Origin of the sequence: Streptomyces sp. NPDC085900 (assembly GCF_044540925.1) — a bacterium.
Classification (GTDB): domain Bacteria; phylum Actinomycetota; class Actinomycetes; order Streptomycetales; family Streptomycetaceae; genus Streptomyces; species Streptomyces gilvifuscus.
This window is the reverse complement of the sequence record NZ_JBITSP010000008.1, coordinates 194,718-219,330: the sequence shown is the minus strand read 5'-3', so window position 1 is coordinate 219,330 and position 24,613 is coordinate 194,718. Positions and strand designations below refer to the sequence as shown.

The window sequence follows — 24,613 nt, the reverse complement described above, 5'->3', positions numbered from 1 at the left end:
CTCCTGCGAAGCGGGCCTCGCACTCGCGGTGGTGAAACCGCTCAGCCCGGACGGTTCGTCCGGGCTGAGCCGCGTTCACCGCACACGGTGTCGTGGAGCCGGACAGACCGGCTGCCTGTCCGGACTGCTGACGCAGGTCGGTCGACTGGGTGTGGCACGGAAAACGAACCAAGGGTCACGCCGCCGCGGGGACCTGCCACGTCGCCTCGACCAACGCCCGCTCCGTGCCGGACAGGTACACGGCCGCGCTGAGCCACACCCGCGCGTATCCGTCCGGATCGGCCTGCAGGGTGCGGCCGAACACGTCGCGGCCTCGCCGGTTCGCCTCCGCGGCAAGCGCGTCCGCCAGATCGGCGGCCGTACGGAAGCCGCTGCGCCGCAGCGCCGCCGCGCCCGAGGCCCGGTCACCGTCGCGTGCGGGCTCGGCGGCGGCCCGGCGGCCACCGGACACCGCGACTTCGACCAGCCGCCGCAGCCGCCACAAGGGCGCCTCGGCCACCGGATCCGGCGGCAACACGGTCGGGCCTTCGACCGGCGGCAACTCTCCGGGGGGCGGGAAGTGCGCGCCTTCGAGCCGGTCGTACCCGAGATCGGCGTGTCCCGCCCACTCGGGCGGCAGCAGCAGCGTCGCCGTACCGTCCGGCACCGGGCCGACCGCCAGCGGCCTTAGGGTCGCGGCGCGGTCGGGGTCGAGGCGCCCCACGACGCGCAGCCGTAGCCCCGGGCGCGAGGCCAGCTTGCGGAAGTTGGCCGCATGAGCCAGCTCCGGATGGCCGTTGGCCGGCACCAGCCGGATCAACAGGCCCTCGGAGTCGGCTCCGTGGGGTGTCAGCTCCCGGGCGAGCAGGTGGTCCTCAGCCGCTCCTACGACAACCACGTCACAGCCGATCAGTCCGCCCGCCTCCGGCCCGGGCCGCTCCGGGTCCTCGCCCTGGGCGAGCTGTGCCGCGGCGGCCTGTGCGAGCGGGCGGGTGAACAGACGGGCGAGCGGGCCCGACGTCCAGGACAGCCCCGTGACGGGGGTGGCCCGCACGCCCTTGCCGGCGCCGAGGCGGCCGTCCGGGGAGAGCGTCGCGCCGGAGATCAGCAGGCCGCCCCGGGAGAGCTGCGCGTGGTCGAGGCTGCCGGAGCCGAGCGCGACGGTGGCCGTGGCGGCGCCGCGTGCCCTTGCCGGTCCGCCGGGCTTGACGTCGGACACGGAGAACCAGCGCCCGTCGTCGGCCAGGACGTGGGTGACGACCCCGCCGTAGCCGGTGGCCGAGATCACCGGCTCCCGGCACACCCCGTGCACCTTGAGGCTTCCACCTGGGCGGTAGCTCCGGCGTGCGGTGCCGACCAGGGCCGGGTCGGGGTCGGACGCGGCGAGCAGGCCGCTGGTGAGCAGCAGCTCCCGCAGCCCGGCGACCAGGTCGGCCAGCCGATGGCCGTCGTGACGGGCGCGGGCGGCGCGCAGCGCGCGGACCACCCGCAGTGCGGCCGCCTCGGCGCGGTGCAGGCCGGCGAGCCGGGCGGTGTGCGCGGCCCGCAGCAACTCCGCCTGCGGTACGGCGCCCGCGCCGGGCACTCCGGCGGCCAGCACCGCTGCCGCCGCGGCCCACAGCCCGGCCGCGGCGGCGACCTGCGCCGCGGTCGGGCCCGCCGGCGATGCGGTGGTCGCGTCGGCGTCCGCCGTGCCGGACTCCCCCGCCCTGTCCTCCGGCCCGACCGCCGCTTCGGCTCCGCCCTCTGACTGCTGGTTCGCGGGGTCGGCCACCGCGTCGGAGTCGGCCACCGGCGCGGCCCCCAGAACCGCCGCGCGGTGCAGGCACCGGGGCGCCAGCAGACAGCTGCACTCCGCCTGGGCGGCATCCGTGATCGCCCCCGACGGACCGGGGGTGAGGGTGACCTCGGCGTCCTCACCGCACCGCAGACGCCGGACCGTGCCGTCCGTGGTGACGGGCAGTGTCGTATACGTCTCGATCGTGGCGTCCAGCTTCTTGCGCAGCCGGGACGTCAGCTGCTCCACGGCGGCGGCGACCACCTCGGGTGCCACGGGAGGCAGTTCGGCGTTCATCGGTTCTCTCCGCGGAGGCGGTCGCCCACCCAGCGGGCCAGGGCGAGGGGGCTGAGGGCGGCGACGGGCATGCCGGCCGCGACGAGTTGCTGGGCCACCGGGACCGAGTAGCGCGGGGTGCCGGTGTCGTCCAGGGCGGCGCAACCCATCAGATGCACCCCGGAGTTCGCGAGGGCTCGTACCTCGCCGAGGAGTCCGCCGAGCGGATACCCCTCCTCGAAGTCGCTGACGACCACGACGAGGGTCCGGCTGGGGACGGTGACCAGCGACCGGGCCTGGGCCAGGCCGGCGGCGATGTGGGTGCCGCCGCCGACCCGTACCTCCAGCAGCAGCGACAGCGGATCGTCGACGCGGTCGGTCAGGTCGATCACTTCGGTGGAGAAGGCGAGGAAGTGGGTGCTGAGCGTGGGCACTCCGCCCAGGACGGCCGCGGTCAGCGCCGACCACACGACGGATGCCTCCATCGACCCGGACACGTCGACCACCAGGATCAGCCGCCAGTCCGCCTCCCTGCGGGAGCGGGTGCTGAACACCGGCCGCTCCGGGACGACCAGGGTGCGGCCGTCGTCGGTCCGGCGCGTGTGGGCGAGGTTGGCCCGCAGGGTGCGCGGCAGGTCGATCCGTCCTCCCGGGCGCCGGGTGGGACGCGGGGTGGCCAGTCCGGTCAGTGCCGGGCGCAGCCGGGTCGCCAGTTCCTTGGCGAGTTCGTCGACCAGGCGGCGCACCAGCGGGCGCAGCCTGGCGAGTTGCTGCTCGGGCATCCCGCCGGCCAGGGTGAGCACGGAGGTCAGCAGGTCGACGGAAGGGCGTACGGCCTTGGGGTCGAGTTCGGCCAGGACGTCGCTGCGGCCCAGGTCGGCGGCCCGGGCCAGGACCTCCTCGCGGACATCGGCGCCGAACAGCGCATCGAGTTCCTCCGCCCACTCGCGGGCGGTCGGGAAGGAGGCTTCCTGGCCGCCGCCCTGGCCGCTCTCCCGGCCGAGGTCCGAGGAGCCCTCGCCGCGGCCGGTGCCGTACAGCTCGTCGAGCGCGTGGGCGATCCGGCGGGCGTTCGGCGGCAGTTTCTCGCTCTCCCGGCCGAGCAGCAGACGCCAGCGGTCGGCCGGCGTGAGGTGCGGGGCGGGACCGGCCGGAGGTTCGGTGGGGCCGGCCGGCGCATCGGCGGGCGCGCCTTCGTCGGACGGAGGGGACGGCGTTGCCGCTGCCTCGGCGGGCGCGGGTTCGGCAGACGGAGAGGACAGCGGCGGGTCCGCCAGGCCATCCGCGGCGCCCTTCAGCCCCGTTCCCAGCGGTGGGCGCAGGGCCGTCACCGCCGCCCGGCCCGCCGCGTCGGCCGCCGTCCACAGGGCCAGCAGCCGCGGTGAGGCGCTGAGCGACAGGTCGAGACGGTCGCCGAGGCGGTCGGTCACCGTGGACAGCAGCCGGTCGCGGCCGGCCGGGCTGAGGGTGTCGAAGCCGCCGCGCAGGGCGGGCAGGCGGTCGAGGAATCCCTGGTCGGTGAGCGTGTCGATCCGGTCGAGCAGCGGGGCCAGCGCGGTCGGCGCCGACTGGAGCAGGGGTGCGGCGCCGGTGAGCAGCCCCGTGAGCCTGCGGTTCATCGCGTGCCGGGTGTCCGGCCCGGTGGCGTTGTCGATCCAGCCCGCGGTACGGCGGCCGAGGCCGGCGGCGTCGTCCAGGTCGAGCATGACCCGGGCGGCGAGCGCGGCGCCCTGCATGAGCGGGGAGGCGTGGCGTGCGAGGTCGTCCAGGGCGTCGTCCATGCGCAGGCCCAGGCGGTGTTCGCCGGCCCGGGAGGCCAGCGCCACGAGGGCGTCGGCGTCCTGCGGGTCGTCACTGCCCGCCAGGCCCGGCAGGGACCGTACGGCCGACTCCAGCAGCTGCGTGGCGAGTTCGGCGGCGTCCTGCCGGCTCTCAGGCGTGGTGCCGGGCAGGTGGCCGCGCCGCAGGGCCTCCAACAGGTCCAGGGCGGTCAGGAGTTCGGGCAGGGTGGCGCAGGCGGGGAGGATCTCGGCTGCGTCGGCGAGCCGCTCGGACACCAGCGCGGGCAGGTCGCACCGGGCGGCGTCGCGCAGTCCCGCGAGGACCAGGGCGCTGGTGGGCCCGCCCTCCGCCGCCTCCCTGCGGAAGGTCTCCCGCAGAGTGCCCTCGGCGGCCAGGGCCGCGGTGACGCCGCGGATGCCGGCCAGGTCAAGGCGGACCGGCACGGCCGGAGTCCAGGACAGCCGCCACCGGGTGGTCAGGGCGGACGCGTCGCCGGTACCCGTCACCTGGATCGGCTCGCCGTAGCCGGTGCCGCACACCGCCAGGCGCTGGAGGAGGATCTCGCGGCGGCCGTCGAGGGCGGAGCGCAGCGGATCGAGCCGCAGCTCGCGCGGTGCGGGGTCGTCGGGTCCGGGCAGCCGCAGTGCGGCGAGTTCGGCCTCGACGGACGGGCCGAGACCGGAGCGGGGGGTGCCGGGGGCGACACGGCCGCGGTCGGTGCCGACCAGGACGGTCTCCAGCGCCCGGGCCAGCGCGCGGCCGCGGCCGAGCGGCTCGCCCTGCCCCATGACCGTGGTGAGTGCTTCCAGCACCTCTCCGCGGCCGGGTGCCGCCAGTCCGCGCAGCCGGGCCAGGTCGCACGCCACCCGCAGGGTCTCGCGGGCCTCGCCCGTGCCGGCGACGTGTCCGGCCGCCCGCAGCTCGCGGCACACACCGGTGATCGCGCGGGCGGCCGCGTCGTGCAGCCGCTCGGGGTCGCCGCCCGCGGTGAACACCGCCTGCTGCCAGCGCGGGTCGCGGATGCCCGCCGGATAGCCGGAACGGGAGTCCAGCAGGTCGAAGGCGTACGGCACCAGGGAGGTGACCACGGCCGGGTGATCCTCGGCGTTGACCGGCCCAGCGGGCTCGGCCGTCTCCCAGGCGGTCAGCGCCGGGGCGTGGAAGGCCCCGACGACGGCCGCGACCCGGCGGCCATCGGCCGAGGCACGAGCGATCGTCGCACGCATGTGGGCCTCACGGGCCAGATCGACCGCGGGCACGCCACCGGACGACTCGGCGTCACGCCGCAGCGCCCAGCCGACGCCCAGCGCGGCCCGCCGGATCGCTTCCGGGGCGCAGCTCGGGGCGAGGACCTCCACGCTGCGGTCCCACATGTCGTCGCCGTCGCGGCCGGTTGCGGAAGCGGTCAGCGCCGCCGCGAACGCGGTGGGCGCCTCGGCGGACCGGGCTCGGCCCTCCTGGGCCGCGGCGGGGCCGTCGGCGCCCCACCGCGGATCGGACATCGGCAGGTCGCAGCAGACGACCTCCGCCCCGCGCTCGCGTGCCCAACGGATCGCCGCCAGCTCGGGCGAGAAGTCGGCGAAGGGGTAGAAGCCGAGCCGGCCGCCCTCGCCGGCCCCGGCCAACGCGACCGGGGCGACGGTCCCCGGCGCGCCGAGATGGACCAGCCACGACTGGAAGTCGGTGGGCAGCTCCACACAGACGACCTCGGCGCCGGCGGCGTCCAGCAGGGCGGGCACCGCGGCGGCGAGCGCGGGGCTGTGGTGCCGTACGCCCAGCAGGTACGGGGCGGCACAGTCGGCGAGGGCGGTCAGCGCCGCCCTCGGTTCCAGAGCGAGCGTCACCGAAGGTTCTCCCGCAGGTCCCACAGGCGCCGCCAGGTCGCCGAGCCGTCCTCGGCACGGCGGCGCACCGGGCCGTCCCAGTAGCCGAGCAGGCGTGCGTGGTCGGCTGGGTCGTCCTTGCGGACCACACCCAGCAGATGGCCGGGCACCAGGTCGAGCGAGTCGCCGCCGGGGAGATAGGCGGCGGCCACTCCCAGGGAGACGGCGACCTGCACGGCCTCCGCGGTGGACATCACCGTGCCCGGGCGCTCCACGTCCCAGCCCTCGGCGGAGCGTCCGGCCCGCAGGTCGCGGAAGACGGTCACCAGGACGTCGAGAACCGCGTCGTCGACGCCGAAGGCCGCGCCCGCGCGGGCTACGGCGGCCGTGGCCTGGCGCTTGACGAGTTCGGTCTCGGCCTCGACGTCCGCGATCGGGTGCACGGTCTCGAAGTTGAAGCGGCGCTTGAGGGCGGCGGACATCTCCGACACGCCTCGGTCGCGGAGGTTGGCGGTGGCGATGACGGTGAAGCCGGGAGCGGCGGCGACCTGGGCGTCGTCGGTGCCGGACAGCTCCGGCACGCTCATCCGCCGGTCCGACAGGATCGACACCAGGGCGTCCTGCACCTCGGGCAGGCAGCGGGTGATCTCCTCGACCCGGGCCACCTTGCCGGCGCGCATCGCGGCGAGCACCGGCGAGTCCACCAGGGCCTGCGGGGTGGGGCCCTGGGCGAGGAGCAGGGCGTAGTTCCAGCCGTAGCGCAGGGCGTCCTCGGTGGTGCCGGCGGTGCCCTGCACGGTGAGCGCGCTGGTGCCGCAGACGGCCGCCGACAGCAGTTCCGACAGCATCGACTTGGCTGTGCCCGGCTCGCCGACGAGCAGCAGCCCGCGCTCTCCGGCGAGGGTGACCACGCACCGCTCCACCAGGGCGCGTTCACCGACGAACTTGGGGGCGATGACGAGTTCGTCGGGCAGCCCCTCGGGGGCCTCGGGCAGCTTGAGGGCTTCGCCTCCGCTGCCGCACACGAAGGTGATCACGTCGCGGGGTGTCAGCAGCCAGCCGGGCGGGCGGGGGCCGTCGTCGTGGGCGGCGAGGAAGGCGAGTTCGGTGGCGAAGCGCTCTTCGGCGGGCAGGGTCTGCCGGGCCGGAAGGGCCGTCACCGTGTCGGTCAGGGGCATGGATGTCCTTGCTCGGTAGTTCGGTCGGTATCGATGTGCGGGAGGGGCGCAGGTGGGTGCGCCGCCGGAGGGCGGCACCCCCGAGCAGGCGGTACGTCAGCGGCGACGGCCTCGGCGGACCTTCAGCTCCTCGAAGCGGGGAGCGTCGCCGTCCTGCACGCGCTGCCACGCCCTGCGGTACAGGTCCGCGGCCGGCTCGAACGGCACGATCACGCCGAACGGGACGTATTCGTCGCTCACTTCACCGAACAGCGGCAGCTTCCAGCGCTCCAGCGGCACCCGCGGGGCCGACTGCTCCACCCAGCCACCGGGCAGGAACAGCGACCGGCCGGCCCGGGTCCGGCTGGCCTCTACCACGAGGTCGGTGGCGGCCAGTTCGGCGCGCGCCGCCTTCAGCCGTGCCGGCTTCCAGCCCGTCCACCGGGCCGTCATGCGGTCGGTGGGGTCGGGCATGGCCAGCAGCATCAGATAGAGCGTGGCGGCGTCCTCACCCAGCCCGTACTCCTTGGCCACCTCGGTGACCAGCTCGGGAACCGAGCGGCTGGGATCCTGCGGCCACCAGGTGGCGTGCTTGCCCCGCTCCCCCGCGATCGGCTCACCGGGGTCGGCGAGCAGGGCCGCGAACCCCTGGTCGCGCACCAGGCGCAGCGCCACCTCGGCGGCGTAGGGCCGCTGGTTGTCGACGCGCACCGCGGGCAGGTAGGGGTCCTGGCCGGCCTCGTCGAGGAGGTCGACGCGGATGGCCGGGGCGGGCTGGTCGTCGTGGGTGGCCAGGACGACGGCGCCGTACCGCTCGAAGCCCGGCCCGGTCTCGGTGGGGGTGCCGGCGGTCTTACGGAAGTCGGGCAGGCTGATGTAGCGGCCCAGGTCGAGCATCAGTCCGGGGTGGGCGAGCCGTTCGCGTACGGCGGTGAGGGCCGGGGGCAGCGCGGCGCGGACCGGGTCGCCGGCGGGCAGCCGGTGGGCGAGCCACGCGGTCAGACCGACCGCACCGACCAGCGTCTCCGCGGTGAACCCGTCCGTGTCGTCGCCGACGGGCCGCACCCGGTCGCCGTTGACCGCCCAGGTGAGGTCCCGGCTGAGCCGGGGTGAGGAGGCCGGGTCCACCAGGGCGGGCAGCGCCTGCCGGATCGGCCAGGAGGTGTGGCGGAAGGCGCGGATCGCGTCACCGAGCAGCTCCTCCGGGACGGCGACCCGCCTGCCGACCTTGGCGTTCCACACCGCGGCGGCCGCCGCCACGTCCGGGCCCTCGGTCCACAGCCGCGCCGGCTCGGCGGGCAGCAGGGCGCCCACGACCGCGGCCCGCACCGCGCCGTCGACGCCGTGCAGTTCGTCCTTGGCGACGGCCGCCGGGGCCACCTTCACTCCGATGAGGTTGCGTGCCTCGGTGCTGAGGAAGCTGCGCTCGTAGACGTCGATGCCCGGCAGACCGGCCACGACGAGCCGGGCCATCGTCTCGGTCACGCCGGTGAGGCGGGCGAACTCCTCGGCTGCCTCCGGGAACCAGGGGGCCGGCCCGCGTTCGGCCAGCTCGGCGAGGAAGGTCCGGGTCCGGCCCGGGACCGGGTTCTCGCCCAGCGGCCGCGACCCGAGCGACTTGTAGGGCAGCGGTGTCTCGAACCGTCCGGCCGGGTCGTGGAAGTAGCCGGAGAGGCAAGCGCCGTCGTCGTCGAGGGAGCGGCGGCCCGTGACGGCGATGAAGGCGCCGTCGGCCAGCGGGAGCACACCGGTCCACGCACCGTCGCGCCATCCGCCCGCAGCCGTGCGCAAAGGCGCCGCCTCCAGATGCAGGTGCACCTTGCGCCAGGCGGTGGAGTCGTCCGGTGTCAGACCGAGGCGGTCGAACTCGGCGAGGAGGGTGCGCAGGACCTCGCGGTGCTCCTCCGCGGTGGTGGCGGAGGCCGCTCGGTAGGCCAGTGCGGTCGCCCTCTCCAGCAGCGTCTCCAGGTCGGGCTGTCCGGAGGGCAGCGGGTGACCGTCGAGGTGGAGGCGGACGTCCGCGAGGTCGGGCAGGGAGGTGTCGGCGAGTCCGGTGGCCCGGGCCAGGACGCGCAGGGCACGGAAGACGGTGTCGGCCTCGTCGTCGCGGTTCCACCAGTAGCTGCGGGACGAACCGAGCCCGTTCATCGCCGCCTGGAGCAGGGTGTCCGCCGGTCCCCCCGGCCCCTCGTCCTCCAGGCCGCCTTCCAGGGCGCGGGTCAGCCGGGTGGCCGCCGCGTCCAGTACGGCCTGCTGGGCCGCAGCGTAGCGGGCGACTCCTGCGATCCCCTTCACCAGCGCGTCGTGGCTGACCGGGAGGAGGGCGCGGACGGCGTCGGTCAACGCCTCCCCGTCCTTGCCGGCCGCGGCGGCCAACAGCGCCGCCGCCGTGTCCCGGTCAATGGTCCGCAGCGCCTTCGACCCTTGAGGGTCACGGGCTGTCAGGCACTCCCAGAACTGCACGGGAGGCAGCAGCAGGGTGCCCTCGCCGAAGTCGCCGGGGGTGCGGTCGGTCTTGGCCCAGGCGGTGTGCACACCGTCGGAGTCGACCAGTTCGAGCTGCCAGTTGTTGCGCACGACGGCCGTCGCCCGCTCCGCGCCCGGGAAGACGAGCAGCGCGTTCGGCACACCGGCTGCGGCGGGCAGGGTGACGCTGTGTCCGGCGAGGTCCTCGGCGCGCCGTGAACCGTCGGGCAGCTCCACCACGCGCAGGCCGGCCAGGCCGTTCACGGGAGCGCAGGCCGGGGTGACGTCGGTGGTGGGAGCGGGGCGCAGCCTGCCGCCCACATAGCTGCTGCCCGCGGGGGCCTTGCGCAGGGCGTCCGCGAGGAAGGCGGGCTTGCTCATCCGCCCGCGCTCGTTCGTGGCGGGGTCGTACTCGTACCAGCCGTGCGCCTCACGGTCCTCGGAGTCCGCGTGCCAGACCCAGTACGACGATCCGTCGAAGAGCAAAGGCCGTTCGTCGGGCAGGGTGGTGTCCCCGGGGTGCACGACTCCGCGACCTGTGGTCCGGCCGCCGTTCGCCAGAGGCAGGGTGATCGGGAAGTCGCCGCGGTACCAGTCCATCTCGGTGCCCCGGGTCGCGTGCGCACCCTTGAGGGACTCGATGCGGTCGGCACGCGAGTGCCAGTAGCCGCGCAGGCCGTCTCGGCGGGAGTTCCAGTACACCAGGAGCTCGCCGTCGACGTGGTGGAAGCCCGGGTCGCCGGAGACGTCGTTGGCCGGCAGGCGCAGGTCGTGGGTGAGCAGGGTGCCGTCGGCGCCGATCACCCGGGCCTGGGCCTTGCCCGCCACGACGAGGTGCGGCCAGGCGTCGGCGACCACGATGTCCTGCACGCGGTCCTTGGCGACGAGCTCGGCCGTCGCCTCCTCCCAGGCCGGCCAGCCCAGTTCGTCGAAGATTCCGGCGCGCAGGGTGCGGGCCAGCACGGGTGCGAGGTCGGTGCCGACGGCGGCGCGGACGTCGTCCTCGGCCAGCGCCAACGCCTCGGCGGGCAGCCACGCGAGCCGGTGCAGCGCGTTCGGCAGTCCGGGCAGGCCCACGGCGCTGAAGCGGCGCACCACGGTCCTGACCCACTCGGCCAGCCAGGGGCGGCCGCCGGGCGAGGTGGCCAGCAGACGGATGGCGCGCAGCGCCTGGTCGCCGTGGTGGAAACTGTCGGCGCCCCGCAGGAAGGCGTTGAGGAACCGCGTGTCGGCGCTGAGGTGGGTCAGGTCCCGCTGTCCTTCGCCGATGGCCCAGGCCGTCAGCGGCAGCTCCTCGCCCTTGCCGGGAGCGGTCAGCGGCACGTCCAGGGACAGCAGCAGGTCGATCAGGTCGATGTCATGCGTGACCCTCAACCCTCGCCCGGACGCGGCGAGTTCGGTGCGCAGCCGGGGGGTGGCCCGCTCCACCAGCGGGTACAGCTCCGGCATCCGGGTGGAGCTGCGCCAGGACCGGGCCCGCTCTCTGAACGTCAGGAAGCGCTCCAGCCAGCCCGCGGTGCCGTTGCTCGGCCGCTGTTCCGCGGGCAGCGAGTCGTCCCACAGGCCGGTCGTGGCGCCGGACGCCTCCAGGACCTGCAGCCACATCGCGGGCATGTCCTCGTCGGCGCCCGCCGGGAGCATGTCCAGCAGAGTGCCGCGCACCCGCGGGTCCCGCTCGGCCAGCGCCACCAGCGCGGCGCGGTGCCCCTTCCACCAGCCGGCCGCGGCACGCAGTGTGGCCGGCAGGCCGAGCAGCTCGGCCAGGTAGTCCTGCTCGGCCCGGTCGGCGTCCTTGCCGGCGCCGCGGGCGAGCTTGCGCAGGTCGTTGGCCATCTGCGCGGACGGCGGCAGGCCGCCCGCGGTGCGGCGCAGGCACAGGCGGGTGAAGCGCTCCAGCGCCTCCTCGGCGGACACCCGGGCGGCCAGTTCCCTGCCGTAGGCGGAGAGCACCTTCACCGGCAGCGCGCCGGCCAGGGCGAACTCCAGGAACACATCGTCCAGGCGCTCCTCCTGGACCGTCAGTCCGTGCTCCGCCTCCGCCTTGCGGGCGCGGGTGAACAACTGGGCGGCGTAGGTGGCGTTCTCCTCGGCGAGGAACACCCGGCCGGCCTGCTCGTAGAAGGTCGGCAGGAAGTGCGGCACCGACGCGGCCAGCCGCTGTCCGAGTTCCAGGTAGGCGTCCAGCGCGGCCTTCGGTCGGGACTTCGCCTGCCGGGCCGCCCGCTCCAGGTCCGGCACGACGCCCAGGGCATGGTGGCCGTCCTCTGGGTGGTGCACGAGCACCCACTCGGGAAAGCCCAGCGACTGGCGCAGGCCGAGACCGACGACGGCCGGCTCCGCGGCCGGCTCAAGACCGAGGAACCCGGCGGCCAGGTCCTCGGCGGCGCCCAGCTCACCGGCGACCAGCCGGACCACCACACGGTCCTCCAGGCCCGGGTGACGGTAGGCGCGTGCCGTCAGCGGCACCGCCCGCTCGCCGGCCTTCTCGGCATCCGGCGGCAGCACCGCGCCCGCCGTCAGCAGTTCCTCGTACGACACCTGCGTCCCCCCGCTCATGCGTTCTTGCCTTCCTCGATCGTGCGCCCGGCGTAGAGCGCCGCGGCCATCCGCATCCCCTCCGACCAGGCCACCGGTCCCACCTCGCGCAGGCGCAGGGCGCGGCCGTCCTGGTCGTGCCAGGTGAGGCTGCCGGTCTCCACCGTGTCCTGCCAGTACGGCTCACCGATCCACACGCCGGCCTCGACGGTGCGGTGGCCGTCGCGGACCCGGGCCGTGGAGTAGCCCCCCGAGACGCGGTAGCCGAGCGAACTCGCCCGTGCGGCCAGGGCGAAGCGGGACCGGAACGAACCTCCGGTGAACTCCCGTATCTCGGTGGCCTTGGGGTCGAGGTCCTCGGGCCGCTGCCAGGTCGCGCGGTGGATCTGCTCCACGCGCTGGACGATGCCCAGCTCCGCCGCGAACTCCCGGATGTCTTCCAGGTCCGGTAGCAGCACCGGGTGCGGCAAGGTGACCGTGCGCGGGGACAGCCGTACCGTCTCACCGTCCAGGTTCACCACCCGCAGTTCGCCGTCCTCCGTGGCCCCGCGCAGGAATCCGACCTCGTCGGGGTCGTCGCCCACCACGGCGAGGTCGCGCAGCGCCGACTGCCAGGCCTCGTCCGGCCACACGCGGGCCAGCAGACCGGTGGGGACGGGCAGCGACGACACCATCCAGGAGTCGACCTGCGCGACGCATGCCGTGGCGTGCCGATCCAGCCATTCGGCGAACCGCCGCAGCCGGTCCACCTCAGGATGGTCGCGCAGCGCGCGCGGCAGCGACTTCAACTGCCGCCCCGCGGCCCGGCCCGAGGTGGCACGCGCCGCCACCCGCCCGTCCACCAGGGCGACTTCGTACCCGTCACCCGCCGAGAGCCAACCCACGAGTCCCCGCCTTCCACATCAAGACAGCAAGAAGAAAGCACAGTTCAGCCGGGTAGATCCCGGCGCCAGTGCGACGATGTGAGGAACGTTAGCGGCGATCACTGACAATCGGTGGCGGGAGCGGGTCACAGGGCTCCTGCAGTCCCGGGTGACGGCGCCGGCATGCGGGTGCGTCCACGGTTTCGAGCGCTGACAGCAAAGCCCGTGGAGGCCTCTGTCCGACCGTGCTCTTTCAGCCAGGTGATGGGGTGCGAGCAGGACGCCCGAGAGCACGGGCAGGCGGCGCGACACTGTCGGCCGACCACGGATTGCGGTTTCCCGCGGTGCTGCGTCTCATGGACCCATGCAGAGACAAGCTTCTCCAGCGGGCGCGGTGCCGCCGATGGAGCGTTCGCACTGGGTGGCTTTCGCCGGGATCCTGCTGATGCTCAGCGCCCTGTTCAACTTGCTCAACGGATTTGTGGCGATCTTCAACCATGGCTACTACTCGAAGGTGTATTCCCAGGGCAACCGGCTGCTGATTCTCAACTACACCGCCTGGGGGTGGATCTGGGTGGCCGTCGGCATCGTGATGGCCCTCGCCGGTCTCGGCGTCCTCGTGGGCTCCAGGGCGGCGCGGCTCACGGGAATCTGTCTGGCGTCACTGTGCCTGGTCGGCCAGATGATCTTTCTGCCCGTCTACCCGTTCTGGTCCTTGTTCACGATGCTCGTGTCGGTGCTGGTGATCTACGGCCTGCTGGCCGAACCGCGCCACGTTCACGGCACGCGCGTCTAGCGGCATCCGACTTACCGCAGGCCCGACCCCCGCCGCGTAGGCCGCCAAGGACGTCGGAGCACAGACCCCTGCGGGGCCCCGTCTCCTCTACAGGGGATGCCTTCATCATCGCCGACGCGGCCCGCGCGATGCCGCACCTACTGCGGGCGATCGACGGTGAGGACGAGACGATCGCCGAGGTGGAGATGATCGTCGGCTTCGACGACGACCTGGCTGGCGCGACCGAGGAATCCAAGCAGTTCGAACGGGCCGGGCCCCAGCCAGCCACGGCAGACGGCCTAGGAGGAGGTCCCGTCTCCAGCAGGAAGGTGAACAGCCACGTCATGGTTGGCGATCCGTCCCGCCAGCGCTCTCGGGCTCACGCCATGAGCGTTGTCCCGGTCAGGGTCAGCACCGGCTTCCAGAAGGAGCCGGATCGCCCCGCCTTCACCCCGTGAACAGAACACCGCCCTCCACAACGGCGTATTGCCATGACCGTCCACGGCATCGACCGCAGCCCCCGCGGCCGGCAACACTTCGACGGCCAAGGGAGCTTGTGCCTGAGCAGCGAAATGCAACGGAGTCCAACCCTCGGTATCGGCAGTCCCCGGGTCAGCGCCCTGGGCCAGCAGCACCCTCAAACGATCCTCGTTCCCGTCGGCAGCCGCAGAGTGCACCGCCGTCCGACCCAACCGATCCCGATCCCTCATGCCGACCATCCTCACCCGGCTTCACCCAATAGATAGGGGCACCCCCGCCCACTGCCAGCCAGGCCCAGGGGCGGCAATGCCGCACGTGGGCAGGCGACCGGGAGCAGGTCGACCAGGCCCCCGTCATCGGTTGCCTGGTCGACGTGCTCTACGCGCCGGGCGGACGGGCTGATCAGCGCAGTCCGGCGAACAGATCGTTCTCGGGGACGGCCGCGCCGGTGGCGTCCTGGACACGTACGAAGGTCTCCATGCCCATCAGCTCACCGAACCTCTCCTTGCCCATCTTGAGGAAGAAGATGTTCTCGCCCTGACTGGCGTGGGCGGCCAGCGCGTCGAACTTCTGACCGCTGAACGGGGTGGTGTCCACCCATGTGGTGATCTCATCGTCGGGGAGACCGATCTCGGCCAGCGCGGCGGCCTCCGCCGGATCCGGCTCCGGCATCTCCTCGCCGAACTCGCGGAACCGCTGCATCATCGAACGCGGCATGGTGGTCCAGTACACCTTCGGCGTCAGTCCGGACATCTCCAGCGCCGCCATCGTGATGCGGTGGGCCTGGATGTGGTCGGGGTGGCCATAGAAGCCGTTCTCGTCATAGGTGACAACCACATCAGGTCGGTAGTGCCGCATGAGTTCCGCGAGTCGGGCCGCCCCCTCCTGCACTGGGGTCTGCCAAAAGGACCCGGGAGCGTCGTTGCTCGGCCAGCCCGCCATTCCGGAGTCGACATAGTCGAACATCTCCAGATCGCTGATCTTCAGGACCTCACAGCTCGCCTCGAGTTCCTGACGGCGCATCAAGGCGACAGCGGCCGGATCGTGCCCGGGATCGCCCGGCTTGACACCCCCCGGTCCATCACCGCAACTACCGTCGGTACACGTCACGAGAACCGTGCGGATGCCTTCCGCCGCGTACCGAGCCAGGACCCCGCCGGTTCCCGTGGCCTCATCGTCGGGGTGGGCGTGTACTGCCATGAGCGTCAAAGGCCGGCTGGGCATCAAACAGTCCTCCTGCAGAAGTACGTCGTGATCCACATGCGCGGCAGTCGTGCCGCCTCCTGAAGGTCCGGGCCATCAGGGGCGGACGACCCCGTGGTCTCCGTGGTCCCCGCCCGTGCGACGCCGGTCCCTCGGTCGATGCAACCTGCCGACCGGACCGGCTGTTCCCATCGCGGCCGCTTGACATTCCGGGCGGCGACGCTTCCAGGAAGGGGAACGACGTACATGCCAGGCTGGTGCGGGGCGTCCTGGCCTCCTCGGTCGCCGGAGGACGACGCGCACCCGCGCGCGAACTGAAGCGCGGCCACTTCTGCGGGTGCGGTCGCGACCCTGCGCGATCTCGGTCGCCCGCTGATGCGCACCCAGCACAACGCCCATGGCGACTCCACGCCCACGCGGATCGGCGTGAGCCTGAGCGAGTGTTTTCCCCCGCAGTCACCGCTCGGCCCTCCCGCTGGGAGTCCCTCGCGAAGACTGTGTCTGTGAGCCGGCGGAGCCGCAGTTCGGCCTGGCGCCGAACGACTGTCTAGGCGTCGGACGCGGAATGCCACGCCTGCATGCCCGCTCGGGACGCCTCCTTGGCCTGCCGCAGCTTCGCGGCCGCCTGCTGGGACGGGGGAACGTCCATCTCGCGAATCATGCGTCGGCCGGCCGCGAACACGGCCGAGGCCGCGATGGCCATGCCGGCCCATGCCACCACGGCACCGACCGCGGTGAGCACGACACCGGTCGTCACGAGGTGAGTGTTGATCTCGATCGTCCGTTGGGACTGGTGGTGATGGTTCATGACTCCACCATCCAACGGGGAGAACCACATCGCATCCCGATCCACGCCTCGAGGCCGGTGAGGGTCCCGGAGACGCGGGTGGACGCGGACAGCCGACAGACTGTCCGCAATCGTCCGGATCACGCCCATCACCTCTCGGGGCGGTCCAGAGGGCCGAGCCTGCGGCGCCCCGGGGACTCGGGCACGGATGCCTCCTCACGCAGACCCCGGGTGGCGGCCGCGGCCCGCGCGTACCAGCGGCCGTACCGCTCGGCGAAGGTCACGGCCGAAAGACCGTGCAGGAGAACGCTGAGGCCGACGGTGACAGCGACCACCCTGCCCAGCAGGTCCACCCCCGGAACGTGCGCGGACTCCTCCACCACCAGTAGCGCCAGCACGACGGATGCGAGACCGCGCGGCCCGAACCATCCGATGTACGCGACCGTCGGCGTCCGCAGCCCGCTTCCGACGAGGGAAAGGGCCACCGGCACCACCCTGACGACAGTGAGACTGAGCAGCGCATACAGAACGATCCGCCAACTCAGGTGCCCCAGGGCGGGACCGAGCAGCACCGCCCCGAAGACGAGAAGGCTGATCGATGCGAGGAGCCCTCCGAGATCCTCCGCGAACTCGGCCGTGCGATCAGGGCTTTCCTCCACGCCGCCGGTGCGGTGGCGGCGCAGCGCGAACCCGAAGGCGAATCCGGCGACCCAGGCCGCGATGAAGCCGCTGCCGTGCGTCACGACTCCGAGTTCGTACGCTGCCACCGCGACGGCCAGCACATGGACCTGCCGCCACTCCCGCGTGACCCATCCCCTGGCCCGGGACCACTGCAGGAGTCCGCCTCCCAGCCCACCCACCACAAGGCCCAACGCGGTGCTCAGCAGGAGCGCGCGCCAGAAGACACCCCCCGTCCCCTGTTCCGCGTAGCGCGTGCCCGGAATGGCAGCCAGGAACACCACGAAGAACGGCAGCACCATGCCGTCGTTGAGGCCGCTTTCCACATTCAGTCCATGCCGTACCAGCGCCGGGACACGGGGATCGGAGATGGCGCTCTTACCGAGGGCGGCGTCGGTGGGGGCGAGAATCGCGCCGACGAGTGCGAGCTCCCACACCGTCAGCCCCGGCAGCAACGGCCAGGCGAGCAGCCAGCCCGCCCCGATGCTCAGAGGCAGTCCGATGCCCAGCAGCCGGCCCGGCAGAAAACCACCGGCCACGAGGTCACGTCTTTGGACCGCCATGGCATCGGTGAACAGCACCAGGGTCAGCGCGGCTTCGAGAAGCGTGATGATCGGCGCGGTGTCGCGTCCCTGGTCGATGATGTCCAGCGCGGCCGGGCCGATGAGGATGCCGGAACCGACGAACACGATCGCCGACGACAGCGGCGTCGACGACAGGCGACGCGAAAACAGTGCGTAAGCGGCAGTCACGCCCGCCACCGCCACACCGGTCCAGGCAGCACCGCTCATGCTCCGGCCCTCCGGATCCATCCGTCGGGCATGCCCGACGGCACGTCGCCTCGTGTGAGGCTGAGGCCGACGCACGCGGGGCGGCCTTGGTGGAGCGGACCGCCGTGGGAGCCCTCGCGGGCATCAGGCCGCTTCGGCTTGGACCCGTCCGGTCCGGATGGCGTCGACCAGGGCCTGGTGGTCCTTCTCGTTCTGGTCGGCGTACAGCTCGGCGAAGGTCACCAGCGCACGGTCGAAGGTGTCGCCGCCGCCCAGGTAGGCGGCGATCGCGATCCGGTCCCCGGACCTGGCGTGGGCGCGGGCCAGCGTGGCACCGCACAACTGGCCGAACAGGCCCATCCGCTTCGGCGACATGTCCTCGGCCACGGCGATGCCCTTCCAGTCCCGCAGCTGGCGGAGGTAGAAGTCCCGCTGCTTGCCGTCCATGCCCGTGAGGCGTTCCCAGCCGAGGAAGATGTCGCTGGTCGCCTGCATGAGCCGCTGGCCGGCGACGACGCGCTCGCCCTGCGTGCGGAAGGTGCTGCGGCCGACGTGAGGCGCCAGAACCGACTCGTCCGCCTCCTTGGCCTGGAGGAAGAGGGGATCCTCGTCGTCCTTGCCGAGCATCAGGATGATCCAGCAACGGGTTCCCACGCTTCCGACACCGACCACCTTGCGGGCGATGTCCGCCAGGCGGTACTGCTCCAGAAGGAAGCGGCGGTCCGTCTGCAGGGTCTGGCCGTAGCGCTCGACCAGGTGACTGATCTCCTTTTCGAGGTCACCGCGTTCCCGGTCGGGCAGCAGGTCCTGCAGACGCACCAGCAGCGGTGGATCGGGAGCGATCTGGCGCCTTCCATCGACGACGTGCGTGAGCTTGTCGAAAACCTGGAGCGTGTCATGCGCGCGGGCCCGCTTCTCGGTTCGCGTCAAGCGGTCGCGGAGTCCGGCGCTCAGCATGGGATCGAACTGCTGCCGCAGCTCGTCCAGGTCGAGGCGCGTGTACCAGACGTCGAGATTGCCCATTCCGGCGAAGGCCCGCATGCGTTCGCGGTAGGACCGCACGGTCGCCCGCACCACCGACGCACGCTCCTTGCTGCTGAAGCCGTTCGCCCGGCCGGCGATGACGAAGCTGGCCGACAGCCGTTTCACGTCCCATTCCCACGGTCCGGGCAACGTCTCGTCGAAGTCGTTGATGTCGAACATCAGGTGGCGTTCCGGCGAGGCCAACAACCGGAAGTTCAGCATGTGCGCGTCCCCGCAGCACTGCACCCTGAAGCCGCTGCGCGGCGTCTCGGCGAGATCCGAGGCCATGATGGCGGCGGCCCCGCGGTAGAAGCGGAACGGCGCCTCACTCATCCTGCCGTAGCGGATCGGTACGAGTTCCGGCACCCGCGTCGCGGACTGCCTCTCGATGATCTCCACCGGGTCCGGGCGCTTCGGCGGCGGCTTGAACTCGGCATGGCTCGACCGGGGGGCGTCCGAGCGGGCGGCCCTGCCGCGCTCGGCCCGCTCCTGCGGGGTGAGGTGCCGGGTCTCGTCGCCGGAGAGATGATTCTTGGTCATTGCGGTTCCTTCACTGTGGGTTGACCTGCTTTGTGCGGGGCTCTACGAGGCCCCCTCGGAGGCCGCACCGCGGGCACAGGCGGGTCAGTGAAGGACCTTCTCCTTGGCGCGGCGGTATTCGTCGTCGGTGAGGTCGCCCCTGTCCCGGATCTCCGAGAGCTTGGCGAGTTCGTCCGCCTTGCTGGTGCTCGCGCTGCCGGCGGTCTGGCGGATGTAGCGCTCCGTCTGCTCCCGCTGGGCCCTGGCATGGCGCTGCTCGCGCTTGCCCATGTCCTTGCCCCGGGCGATGACGTAGACGAAGACGCCCAGGAAGGGGAGGACGACCGTGAAGACGAGCCAACCGGTCTTGCCCCACCCGCTCAGATCGTCGTCACGGAAGATGTCCACGATGACGCGGAAGAGCAGGACGAACCACATGATCCACAGGAAGAACCACATGATCGACCAGAAGGCTCCCAGAACGGGAAAGTCGTAGGCCAGATTCACGCTGCTGCTCATTGCTTCTCCTCGTCGTCCGTCAGGGCCCCGGCGGCCCCTTGTGGGCCCCACCTGAAGGCGGGCGGGGCGCACGGGCGACCCCGGTCGCCCCAGCCGCTATTCGTCCTGGGTGCTGATGTCGAGCTCGAAGGCTTCACCGATGCTGCGTGCCGCGGACACCACTCGGGCGCTGCCCACCACGGGGGCGATCGCCACGAGCGTTCCCTGGATCTTCTCCAGCGGCACGCCGGCTTCCGCGGCGGTGCCGATGTTGAGGAGGTAGGAGGGTGCGGAGGCGTCCAGGGCCACCAGGGCGGCGATGCGTGCCAGCAGGTACGTCTCCTCGTCCAGCCCGGAACGCTCGAACGTGTCGAGGGTCATCTGCACGAGTGTCTCGAAGACGGGGGCGTTAGCTTCTGCAAGGGCGGCGACGCCTTGTGCGCCTGTCCCTTTCTCGGCCATGATCCGTGTTCCCTTCCTGGGCGTGGTGTGGTGTGGTGCACTCCCATAAGAGCTCGGCCCGCCACGTCCCGCCTCACCCGTACGAGGTGATCGGCCTGGCAGGAAGTACCAGGCGGAACGTGCACCCCGCCCCCACTTCGGTGTCCAGTTCGAGGCGGCCGCCGTGACCTCGGGCGATCGCCGCGGCGATGGCGAGGCCAAGGCCGCTGCCGCCGTGGTCGCGGGAGCGGGAGGGGTCGACGCGGTAGAAGCGCTCGAACACACGGTCGGCTTCCTGCGGCGGCAGTCCCGGACCCTGATCGGCCACTTCGACCACGCAGATCGGGGCGCCCGCGGTCAGCGGCGGTGAGCCGCCGGCCCGGCCGGGGCGGTCGGTACCTCCTGTCGTGGCCCCCGCGTGGCCCGTACCCACGCGTACGTCGACCGGAGTGCCCGGCGGCGTGTGGACGAGCGCGTTGGACAGCAGGTTGTTCAGTACCTGCAGCAGACGGTCCGGATCCCCCACCGTCTCCACGACCTCGAGTTCGGCGTCCCCGGCCCCGGCCTTCGTGTCGAGCGGGCTGAGGGTCACCCGGTGCTCGCCCCCGCCGCGTACGGCCGCCGCGCTCACCGCGTCGGCCGCGAGGGACAGCACGTCGACGGGGACGCTGCGGTAGGCCGGCTCCTGGTCGAGTCTGGCCAGCAGAAGCAGGTCGTCGACAAGGTGGTTCATGCGCTCCGCGTTCCTGGCGACCTGCTCGTCGGCCTCCCGGCGCTGCCCGGCGGGGCGGTCCGGGTGACGCAGGGCCAGCTGGGCGAAGCCCTGGATGGACGTGAGGGGCGTACGCAGCTCGTGTCCGGCGTCGGCCACGAAGCGACGCAGCCGGGCCTCCGAGAACTCCCGTTCACGCAGGGCCTGTTGCAGGCGGTCGAGCATGTCGTTCAGGACGGTCCCGAGGCGGCCGGTCTCGGTGCGCGGGTCGGTGTCGGGCAGCCGCACGCTCAGGTCGCCCGCGGTGATGTCCTGGGCCGTGTGTTCCATCCTGGTCAGCGGAAGGAGGCCGAGGCGGACCACCCACCGGCCGACGGCGATCAGTCCGACCACGGCCACGGCGAAGACGACGACGTTGAGGGCCAGCAGTTTCGACGTCGCCCCGTCCACGGTGTCCAGAGGCAGGGCGACCACGTACGTCGTGCCGCCGGGTCTGGCGTCCTTCCAGACCACTCGCCAGTGCCCGTCGCCGGAGACGGCCGGGACGGTGGCCTCGCGCCCCTTGTCCAGGTGGAGTCCGCCGGTGTTCGGCGCGAGCGCCGGGCCGGGCTTCGTACCGCCCCCGAGGGTCCCGCGCTCCTTGCCCGAGGCATCGTAGAAAGTGATCCGGAAATCGGACGGCAGGGTGGTGGAGTCCGGGGCCGGCCTGATGGGCAGTCCGGTCTCGTCGGCGAAGGCGCGGTCCGGGAGGTTGAAGTCCGTCAGCTGCTGGTCGACCCGGTTGAGCAGCCAGGAATGCAGTACGAGGAACCCGATGGTCTGCGCGGTGAGCACCGCGGCCGCGGCGAGCAGGGTGACGCCCCACACCAGCCGGCCCCGCAGCGACCGAGGGCGGCCGCGGATCACCGGTCGGTCCCGGCGCGGGGCAGACGCAGGCAGTAGCCGACGCCGCGCACGGTGTGCAGCAGGGGCGGGTCGAAGCGGTCGATCTTGCGGCGCAGGTACTTGACGTAGGTCTCCACGATGCGGCTGTCGCCGGCGAAGTCGTATCCCCACACGTGATTGAGGATCTTGGTCTTGCTCAGTACCCGGTTGGCGTTCTCCATGAGGTAGGTGAGGAGGTTGAACTCGGTGGGTGACAGCGGGATGTACTCGCCTGCCCGGTGGACCTCATGGGCGTTCTCGTCCAGTTCGAGGTCGGCGAAGCGCAGAATCCCGCTGTCGGCGCTCTCCGCGTCGAAGTGCTCGGGGTCCGTGCGCCGCAGGATGGCGCGGATACGCAGCAGCACCTCCTCGATACTGAACGGCTTGGTCACGTAGTCGTCGCCGCCCGCACTCAGGCCCGCGATGCGGTCGGCGACCTCACCGCGGGCCGTGAGGAACAACACCGGCGTCCGCACACCCGCGGCGCGCAGGCTGCGGGTGACCTCGAAGCCGTCCAGGTCGGGCAGCATCACGTCCAGCAGGACGAGGTCGGGGTGCAGCGCCTCGATGTCCCGCAGGGCGTCCCGTCCGGTGGCCGCGCCGGCGACCGCGTAGCCGGACAGCCGCAGCGCCGACTCCAGCAGCATGCGGATACCGGGGTCGTCCTCGACCACCAGGAGCCGGTACGGGGACGGGGCGGCGGGCGGTTCGGGCATGGTGCTGGGTGGTCCGTTCTGCCGCTGCTGTGACGGGCTACTTGGCGGCGCAGTCGTACAAGGTCGTTCCGGTGAGGCCCATGATGCCGCCTGCGGCGGAGCCGCTGCCGCCGGAGCTCGTGGTGCCGCCGTACTCCTTGGCGGGCACTTTGGTGCAGTGCTCGCTGATCCATGTCGACCGCTGGGCAGCCGCGCTGTCCTTGCCGCCCATCATCGGGCCGATGCCGCCGGTCGAGCCGGAGCCGAGTACGTAGCGCAGTTCGCCGTCCTTGGTCCACTTCCGCAGCTGCTGCACCGAGGGTGCGTTGTCGGAGCCGCTGAAGCCGCCCATTCCGATGATCGTGGCGTCGCTGTTCAGGATGAACGTGGCCGCGCTCTGTGCTCCTCCCTCGACCGCGAGGGTGATGCGGGCGCCGCCGGAGTGCTTGGTGGCGAAGGCGAGGATCTTGCGCTGGTCGGAGGTGAGCTTCGTGGCACCGCCCGGCCCGCCGAAACCGCCTCGGCCGCCCGAGCCAGTGTCGCCGCCGGCTCCCGGGAAGGAGGGCATGGCGCCCCCTGCGGGCCCCGAGCCGCCGCCGTTCCCTCCGGGCAGACCGGGCCTGCCGCTCGGCATTCCCGAGGGCATGTCCTGGGGCGACTGTCCCGAAGAGCCACCGGGCGCGCCCTGGGGCAGCTCGCCCGAGGAACCGGTGGGCATGCCCTGGGGCAGATCGCCCGACGATCCGCTGGGTACGCCCTGCGGAAGATCGCCCGACGATCCGCCCGGCATCGACCCGCTGGGCACGCCCTGAGGCAGGCCGCCCGAGGATCCGCTGGGCGTGCCGGACCCACCGCCGAAGCCCTCGGGCAGTTCCACGCCCTTGGGCAACCGGCCACCGCTCCCACCACCGAACGGCATCGTCGCCGGACCGGCCGTCGGGTTGGCTCCGCCCATCGCCGCGCCGGACCCGCCGGTCACGCTCACCGCCCACGCGGCGGGCGCGAGCAACATGGCCAGCAGCGCACCGCCCAGGGCGACCGGAATCAGCCGCACCGCCCGCCCGGCGGCCAGCAGCAGACCGACGGCGATCAGTCCCAGCAGCAGCACGACCCAGGCCAGCCACCCGTGCCAGGACGGCACCCGGCGGATCACCACCACCGCCCACACGACGGTCACCAGCACGGTCGCCGCGCCGACGGGCAGCGCCCAGCGCGCCCCCGCCCGGTGCGCCCGCATCAGCGCGGTCGCCAGCCCTGCGGTCAACGCGGCTACAGCGGGGGCGAGTTGGGTGGTGTAGTACGGGTGGAAGATTCCCTCCTGGGTGGAGAAGACCAACCCGCACACCACCAGCCAGGTCCCCCACAGCAGCCATCCCGAAGCGGCCAGGGTCTCGCCCGCCGACTCACTGCCCCGCCGGCGCAGAACGGCCGCGGCCACGGCGACGACCAGCGCCACGCCACTCGCCGGCAGCAGCCAGCTGATCTGCCCGGCCACCTGGTCGTTGAACAGCCGCAGCAACCCGGCCTGGCCGCCGAAGCCGCCGGCGAAGTTGCCCATGCCGCCACCGCCCGCGCGCTCGCCGAAGATCCGGCCGAGCCCGTTGTAGCCGGTCACCAGGTCCCAGGCGCCGCCGTCGGTGCTGCCACCGATGTACGGCTTCTCGCCGGGCCACCAGGCGACCATCACCACCCACCACAGCGAGGACACCGCGCACACGGCACCGGCGACCAGCAGCCGCCACGTGCGCGCCGGCCAGGTGCCGCGCGCACCCACCAGCCAGGCCACCGTGAGGGCCGGCAGCACCATCCAGGCCGCCATCATCTTCGTGAGGAACCCGCAGCCGATCAGGAATCCGCTCGCGCACAGCCACCAGGTGGAGTGCCGGTCCGAGTCGGTCTGCAGGGCACGGGTCAGCGCGTACGCGGCGGCGACCAGGAACAGTACGAGCAGCGTGTCGGGGTTGTTGTCGCGGTTGATGGCGACGGTGATCGGGGTCAGCGTCATCACCAGCGCGGCGAGCAGCGCCGCGCCCTCGCCGGCCCACCGCCGGACGGTACGGTGCAGCACGAGGACGCCGGCGACGCCCTCCACCACCTGGGGCAGGATCAGCGCCCACCCGTGCATGCCGAAGATCTTGCTGGCCACGACCTGCGGCCAGAGGGCCGCCGGAGGCTTGTCGACCGTGACGACGCCCGCCGGGTCGAAGGAACCGAACAGGAAGTTCGTCCAGTTGCGTCCCATCGACTTCACGGCGGCCGAATAGTAGCCGTTGGCCCAGCCGAGGGAGCCGAGGGCCCAGCCGTACAGCAGGGCGGACAACAGCAGGATCGCGCCGAGGGCGGCGGGGGCCGCCCAGCGGGGCAGAGGACGGGCCGTGACGGGGAGACCCAGGACGGCTGCCGTGTGCGTCTCGGTGGTGGGGGTCATGGTGGATTCGCTCTCGGGGAGT

The 24,613-nt window shown here is 72.6% G+C and carries 16 protein-coding genes and 1 pseudogene; 2 read left to right on the top strand and 15 right to left on the bottom strand.

Annotated features, from left to right (window positions below; all coding sequences use genetic code 11):
- Positions 1-175 precede the first annotated feature (175 nt).
- The 5 genes from ACIGDI_RS27450 to ACIGDI_RS27430 form a co-directional block, all read right to left on the bottom strand.
- Positions 176-2,053 carry a hypothetical protein gene (locus ACIGDI_RS27450; RefSeq protein WP_399901739.1) on the bottom strand — a complete coding sequence of 626 codons (1,878 nt, stop codon included), beginning with the start codon at positions 2,051-2,053 and terminating at the stop codon, positions 176-178.
- Positions 2,050-5,658, bottom strand: coding sequence for a DUF5682 family protein (locus tag ACIGDI_RS27445; RefSeq protein WP_399901736.1), 3,609 nt, complete (start codon positions 5,656-5,658; stop codon positions 2,050-2,052). The genes ACIGDI_RS27450 and ACIGDI_RS27445 overlap by 4 nt, the downstream gene beginning before the upstream one ends.
- On the bottom strand, positions 5,655-6,815 hold the full coding sequence (locus tag ACIGDI_RS27440) for an AAA family ATPase (protein WP_399901733.1): 1,161 nt from the start codon (positions 6,813-6,815) through the stop codon (positions 5,655-5,657). The genes ACIGDI_RS27445 and ACIGDI_RS27440 overlap by 4 nt, the downstream gene beginning before the upstream one ends.
- 96 nt (positions 6,816-6,911) lie before the next feature.
- The gene (locus ACIGDI_RS27435; RefSeq protein WP_399901730.1) at positions 6,912-11,816 is read right to left on the bottom strand and encodes a DNA-binding protein; all 4,905 of its coding nucleotides are present in this window, start codon (positions 11,814-11,816) and stop codon (positions 6,912-6,914) included.
- On the bottom strand, positions 11,813-12,679 hold the full coding sequence (locus ACIGDI_RS27430) for a DUF4132 domain-containing protein (protein ID WP_399901727.1): 867 nt from the start codon (positions 12,677-12,679) through the stop codon (positions 11,813-11,815). Before ACIGDI_RS27430 ends, ACIGDI_RS27435 begins: the two co-directional genes overlap by 4 nt.
- Before the next feature lie 343 nt (positions 12,680-13,022).
- On the opposite strand from ACIGDI_RS27430, the gene ACIGDI_RS27425 reads away from it, so the two are divergent.
- Together ACIGDI_RS27425 and ACIGDI_RS27420 are read left to right on the top strand one after the other, a co-directional pair.
- Positions 13,023-13,454 carry a hypothetical protein gene (locus ACIGDI_RS27425; RefSeq protein WP_399901724.1) on the top strand — a complete coding sequence of 144 codons (432 nt, stop codon included), beginning with the start codon at positions 13,023-13,025 and terminating at the stop codon, positions 13,452-13,454.
- A 95-nt stretch (positions 13,455-13,549) separates the two neighbouring features.
- Positions 13,550-13,669, top strand: a pseudogene (locus tag ACIGDI_RS27420) (transposase); the annotation flags it as partial.
- A 63-nt stretch (positions 13,670-13,732) separates the two neighbouring features.
- On the opposite strand, the gene ACIGDI_RS27415 reads toward ACIGDI_RS27420, so the two are convergent.
- From ACIGDI_RS27415 to ACIGDI_RS27370, 10 genes are all read right to left on the bottom strand, one after another.
- The gene (locus ACIGDI_RS27415; RefSeq protein WP_399901722.1) at positions 13,733-14,143 is read right to left on the bottom strand and encodes an ankyrin repeat domain-containing protein; all 411 of its coding nucleotides are present in this window, start codon (positions 14,141-14,143) and stop codon (positions 13,733-13,735) included.
- 172 nt (positions 14,144-14,315) lie between these two features.
- On the bottom strand, positions 14,316-15,137 hold the full coding sequence (locus ACIGDI_RS27410; RefSeq protein WP_399901719.1) for a PIG-L family deacetylase: 822 nt from the start codon (positions 15,135-15,137) through the stop codon (positions 14,316-14,318).
- 526 nt (positions 15,138-15,663) lie between these two features.
- Complete coding sequence (locus ACIGDI_RS27405; protein WP_399901716.1) at positions 15,664-15,924, bottom strand: hypothetical protein; 261 nt, start codon at positions 15,922-15,924, stop codon at positions 15,664-15,666.
- 128 nt (positions 15,925-16,052) lie between these two features.
- The gene (locus ACIGDI_RS27400; protein ID WP_399901713.1) at positions 16,053-17,393 is read right to left on the bottom strand and encodes a cation:proton antiporter; all 1,341 of its coding nucleotides are present in this window, start codon (positions 17,391-17,393) and stop codon (positions 16,053-16,055) included.
- 102 nt (positions 17,394-17,495) lie between these two features.
- Positions 17,496-18,914: a DUF2252 domain-containing protein gene (locus ACIGDI_RS27395; protein WP_399901710.1), complete on the bottom strand. Its 1,419-nt coding sequence runs from the start codon at positions 18,912-18,914 to the stop codon at positions 17,496-17,498.
- A gap of 84 nt (positions 18,915-18,998) precedes the next feature.
- Positions 18,999-19,412 carry an SHOCT domain-containing protein gene (locus ACIGDI_RS27390; RefSeq protein ID WP_399901707.1) on the bottom strand — a complete coding sequence of 138 codons (414 nt, stop codon included), beginning with the start codon at positions 19,410-19,412 and terminating at the stop codon, positions 18,999-19,001.
- A 96-nt stretch (positions 19,413-19,508) separates the two neighbouring features.
- On the bottom strand, positions 19,509-19,772 hold the full coding sequence (locus tag ACIGDI_RS27385) for a carboxymuconolactone decarboxylase family protein (protein WP_399901704.1): 264 nt from the start codon (positions 19,770-19,772) through the stop codon (positions 19,509-19,511).
- 154 nt (positions 19,773-19,926) lie between these two features.
- A complete protein-coding gene (locus tag ACIGDI_RS27380; protein WP_399901702.1) occupies positions 19,927-21,450 on the bottom strand; it encodes a sensor histidine kinase in 1,524 nt (507 codons plus the stop codon).
- Positions 21,447-22,184, bottom strand: coding sequence for a response regulator transcription factor (locus ACIGDI_RS27375; RefSeq protein ID WP_399901699.1), 738 nt, complete (start codon positions 22,182-22,184; stop codon positions 21,447-21,449). Before ACIGDI_RS27375 ends, ACIGDI_RS27380 begins: the two co-directional genes overlap by 4 nt.
- A 37-nt stretch (positions 22,185-22,221) precedes the next feature.
- Complete coding sequence (locus tag ACIGDI_RS27370) at positions 22,222-24,591, bottom strand: ArnT family glycosyltransferase (RefSeq protein ID WP_399901697.1); 2,370 nt, start codon at positions 24,589-24,591, stop codon at positions 22,222-22,224.
- Positions 24,592-24,613: the final 22 nt, after the last annotated feature.

What these genes read in the sequence shown, in the direction of transcription:
- ACIGDI_RS27415 (WP_399901722.1), bottom strand. Translation starts at nt 14,143, where the DNA reads ATGAGGGATCGGGATCGGTTGGGTCGGACGGCGGTGCACTCTGCGGCT.
- ACIGDI_RS27400 (WP_399901713.1), bottom strand. Translation starts at nt 17,393, where the DNA reads ATGGATCCGGAGGGCCGGAGCATGAGCGGTGCTGCCTGGACCGGTGTG.
- ACIGDI_RS27440 (WP_399901733.1), bottom strand. Translation starts at nt 6,815, where the DNA reads ATGCCCCTGACCGACACGGTGACGGCCCTTCCGGCCCGGCAGACCCTG.
- ACIGDI_RS27390 (WP_399901707.1), bottom strand. Translation starts at nt 19,412, where the DNA reads ATGAGCAGCAGCGTGAATCTGGCCTACGACTTTCCCGTTCTGGGAGCC.
- ACIGDI_RS27410 (WP_399901719.1), bottom strand. Translation starts at nt 15,137, where the DNA reads ATGCCCAGCCGGCCTTTGACGCTCATGGCAGTACACGCCCACCCCGAC.
- ACIGDI_RS27395 (WP_399901710.1), bottom strand. Translation starts at nt 18,914, where the DNA reads ATGACCAAGAATCATCTCTCCGGCGACGAGACCCGGCACCTCACCCCG.
- ACIGDI_RS27405 (WP_399901716.1), bottom strand. Translation starts at nt 15,924, where the DNA reads ATGAACCATCACCACCAGTCCCAACGGACGATCGAGATCAACACTCAC.
- ACIGDI_RS27435 (WP_399901730.1), bottom strand. Translation starts at nt 11,816, where the DNA reads ATGAGCGGGGGGACGCAGGTGTCGTACGAGGAACTGCTGACGGCGGGC.
- ACIGDI_RS27425 (WP_399901724.1), top strand. Translation starts at nt 13,023, where the DNA reads ATGCAGAGACAAGCTTCTCCAGCGGGCGCGGTGCCGCCGATGGAGCGT.
- ACIGDI_RS27375 (WP_399901699.1), bottom strand. Translation starts at nt 22,184, where the DNA reads ATGCCCGAACCGCCCGCCGCCCCGTCCCCGTACCGGCTCCTGGTGGTC.
- ACIGDI_RS27385 (WP_399901704.1), bottom strand. Translation starts at nt 19,772, where the DNA reads ATGACCCTCGACACGTTCGAGCGTTCCGGGCTGGACGAGGAGACGTAC.
- ACIGDI_RS27370 (WP_399901697.1), bottom strand. Translation starts at nt 24,591, where the DNA reads ATGACCCCCACCACCGAGACGCACACGGCAGCCGTCCTGGGTCTCCCC.
- ACIGDI_RS27450 (WP_399901739.1), bottom strand. Translation starts at nt 2,053, where the DNA reads ATGAACGCCGAACTGCCTCCCGTGGCACCCGAGGTGGTCGCCGCCGCC.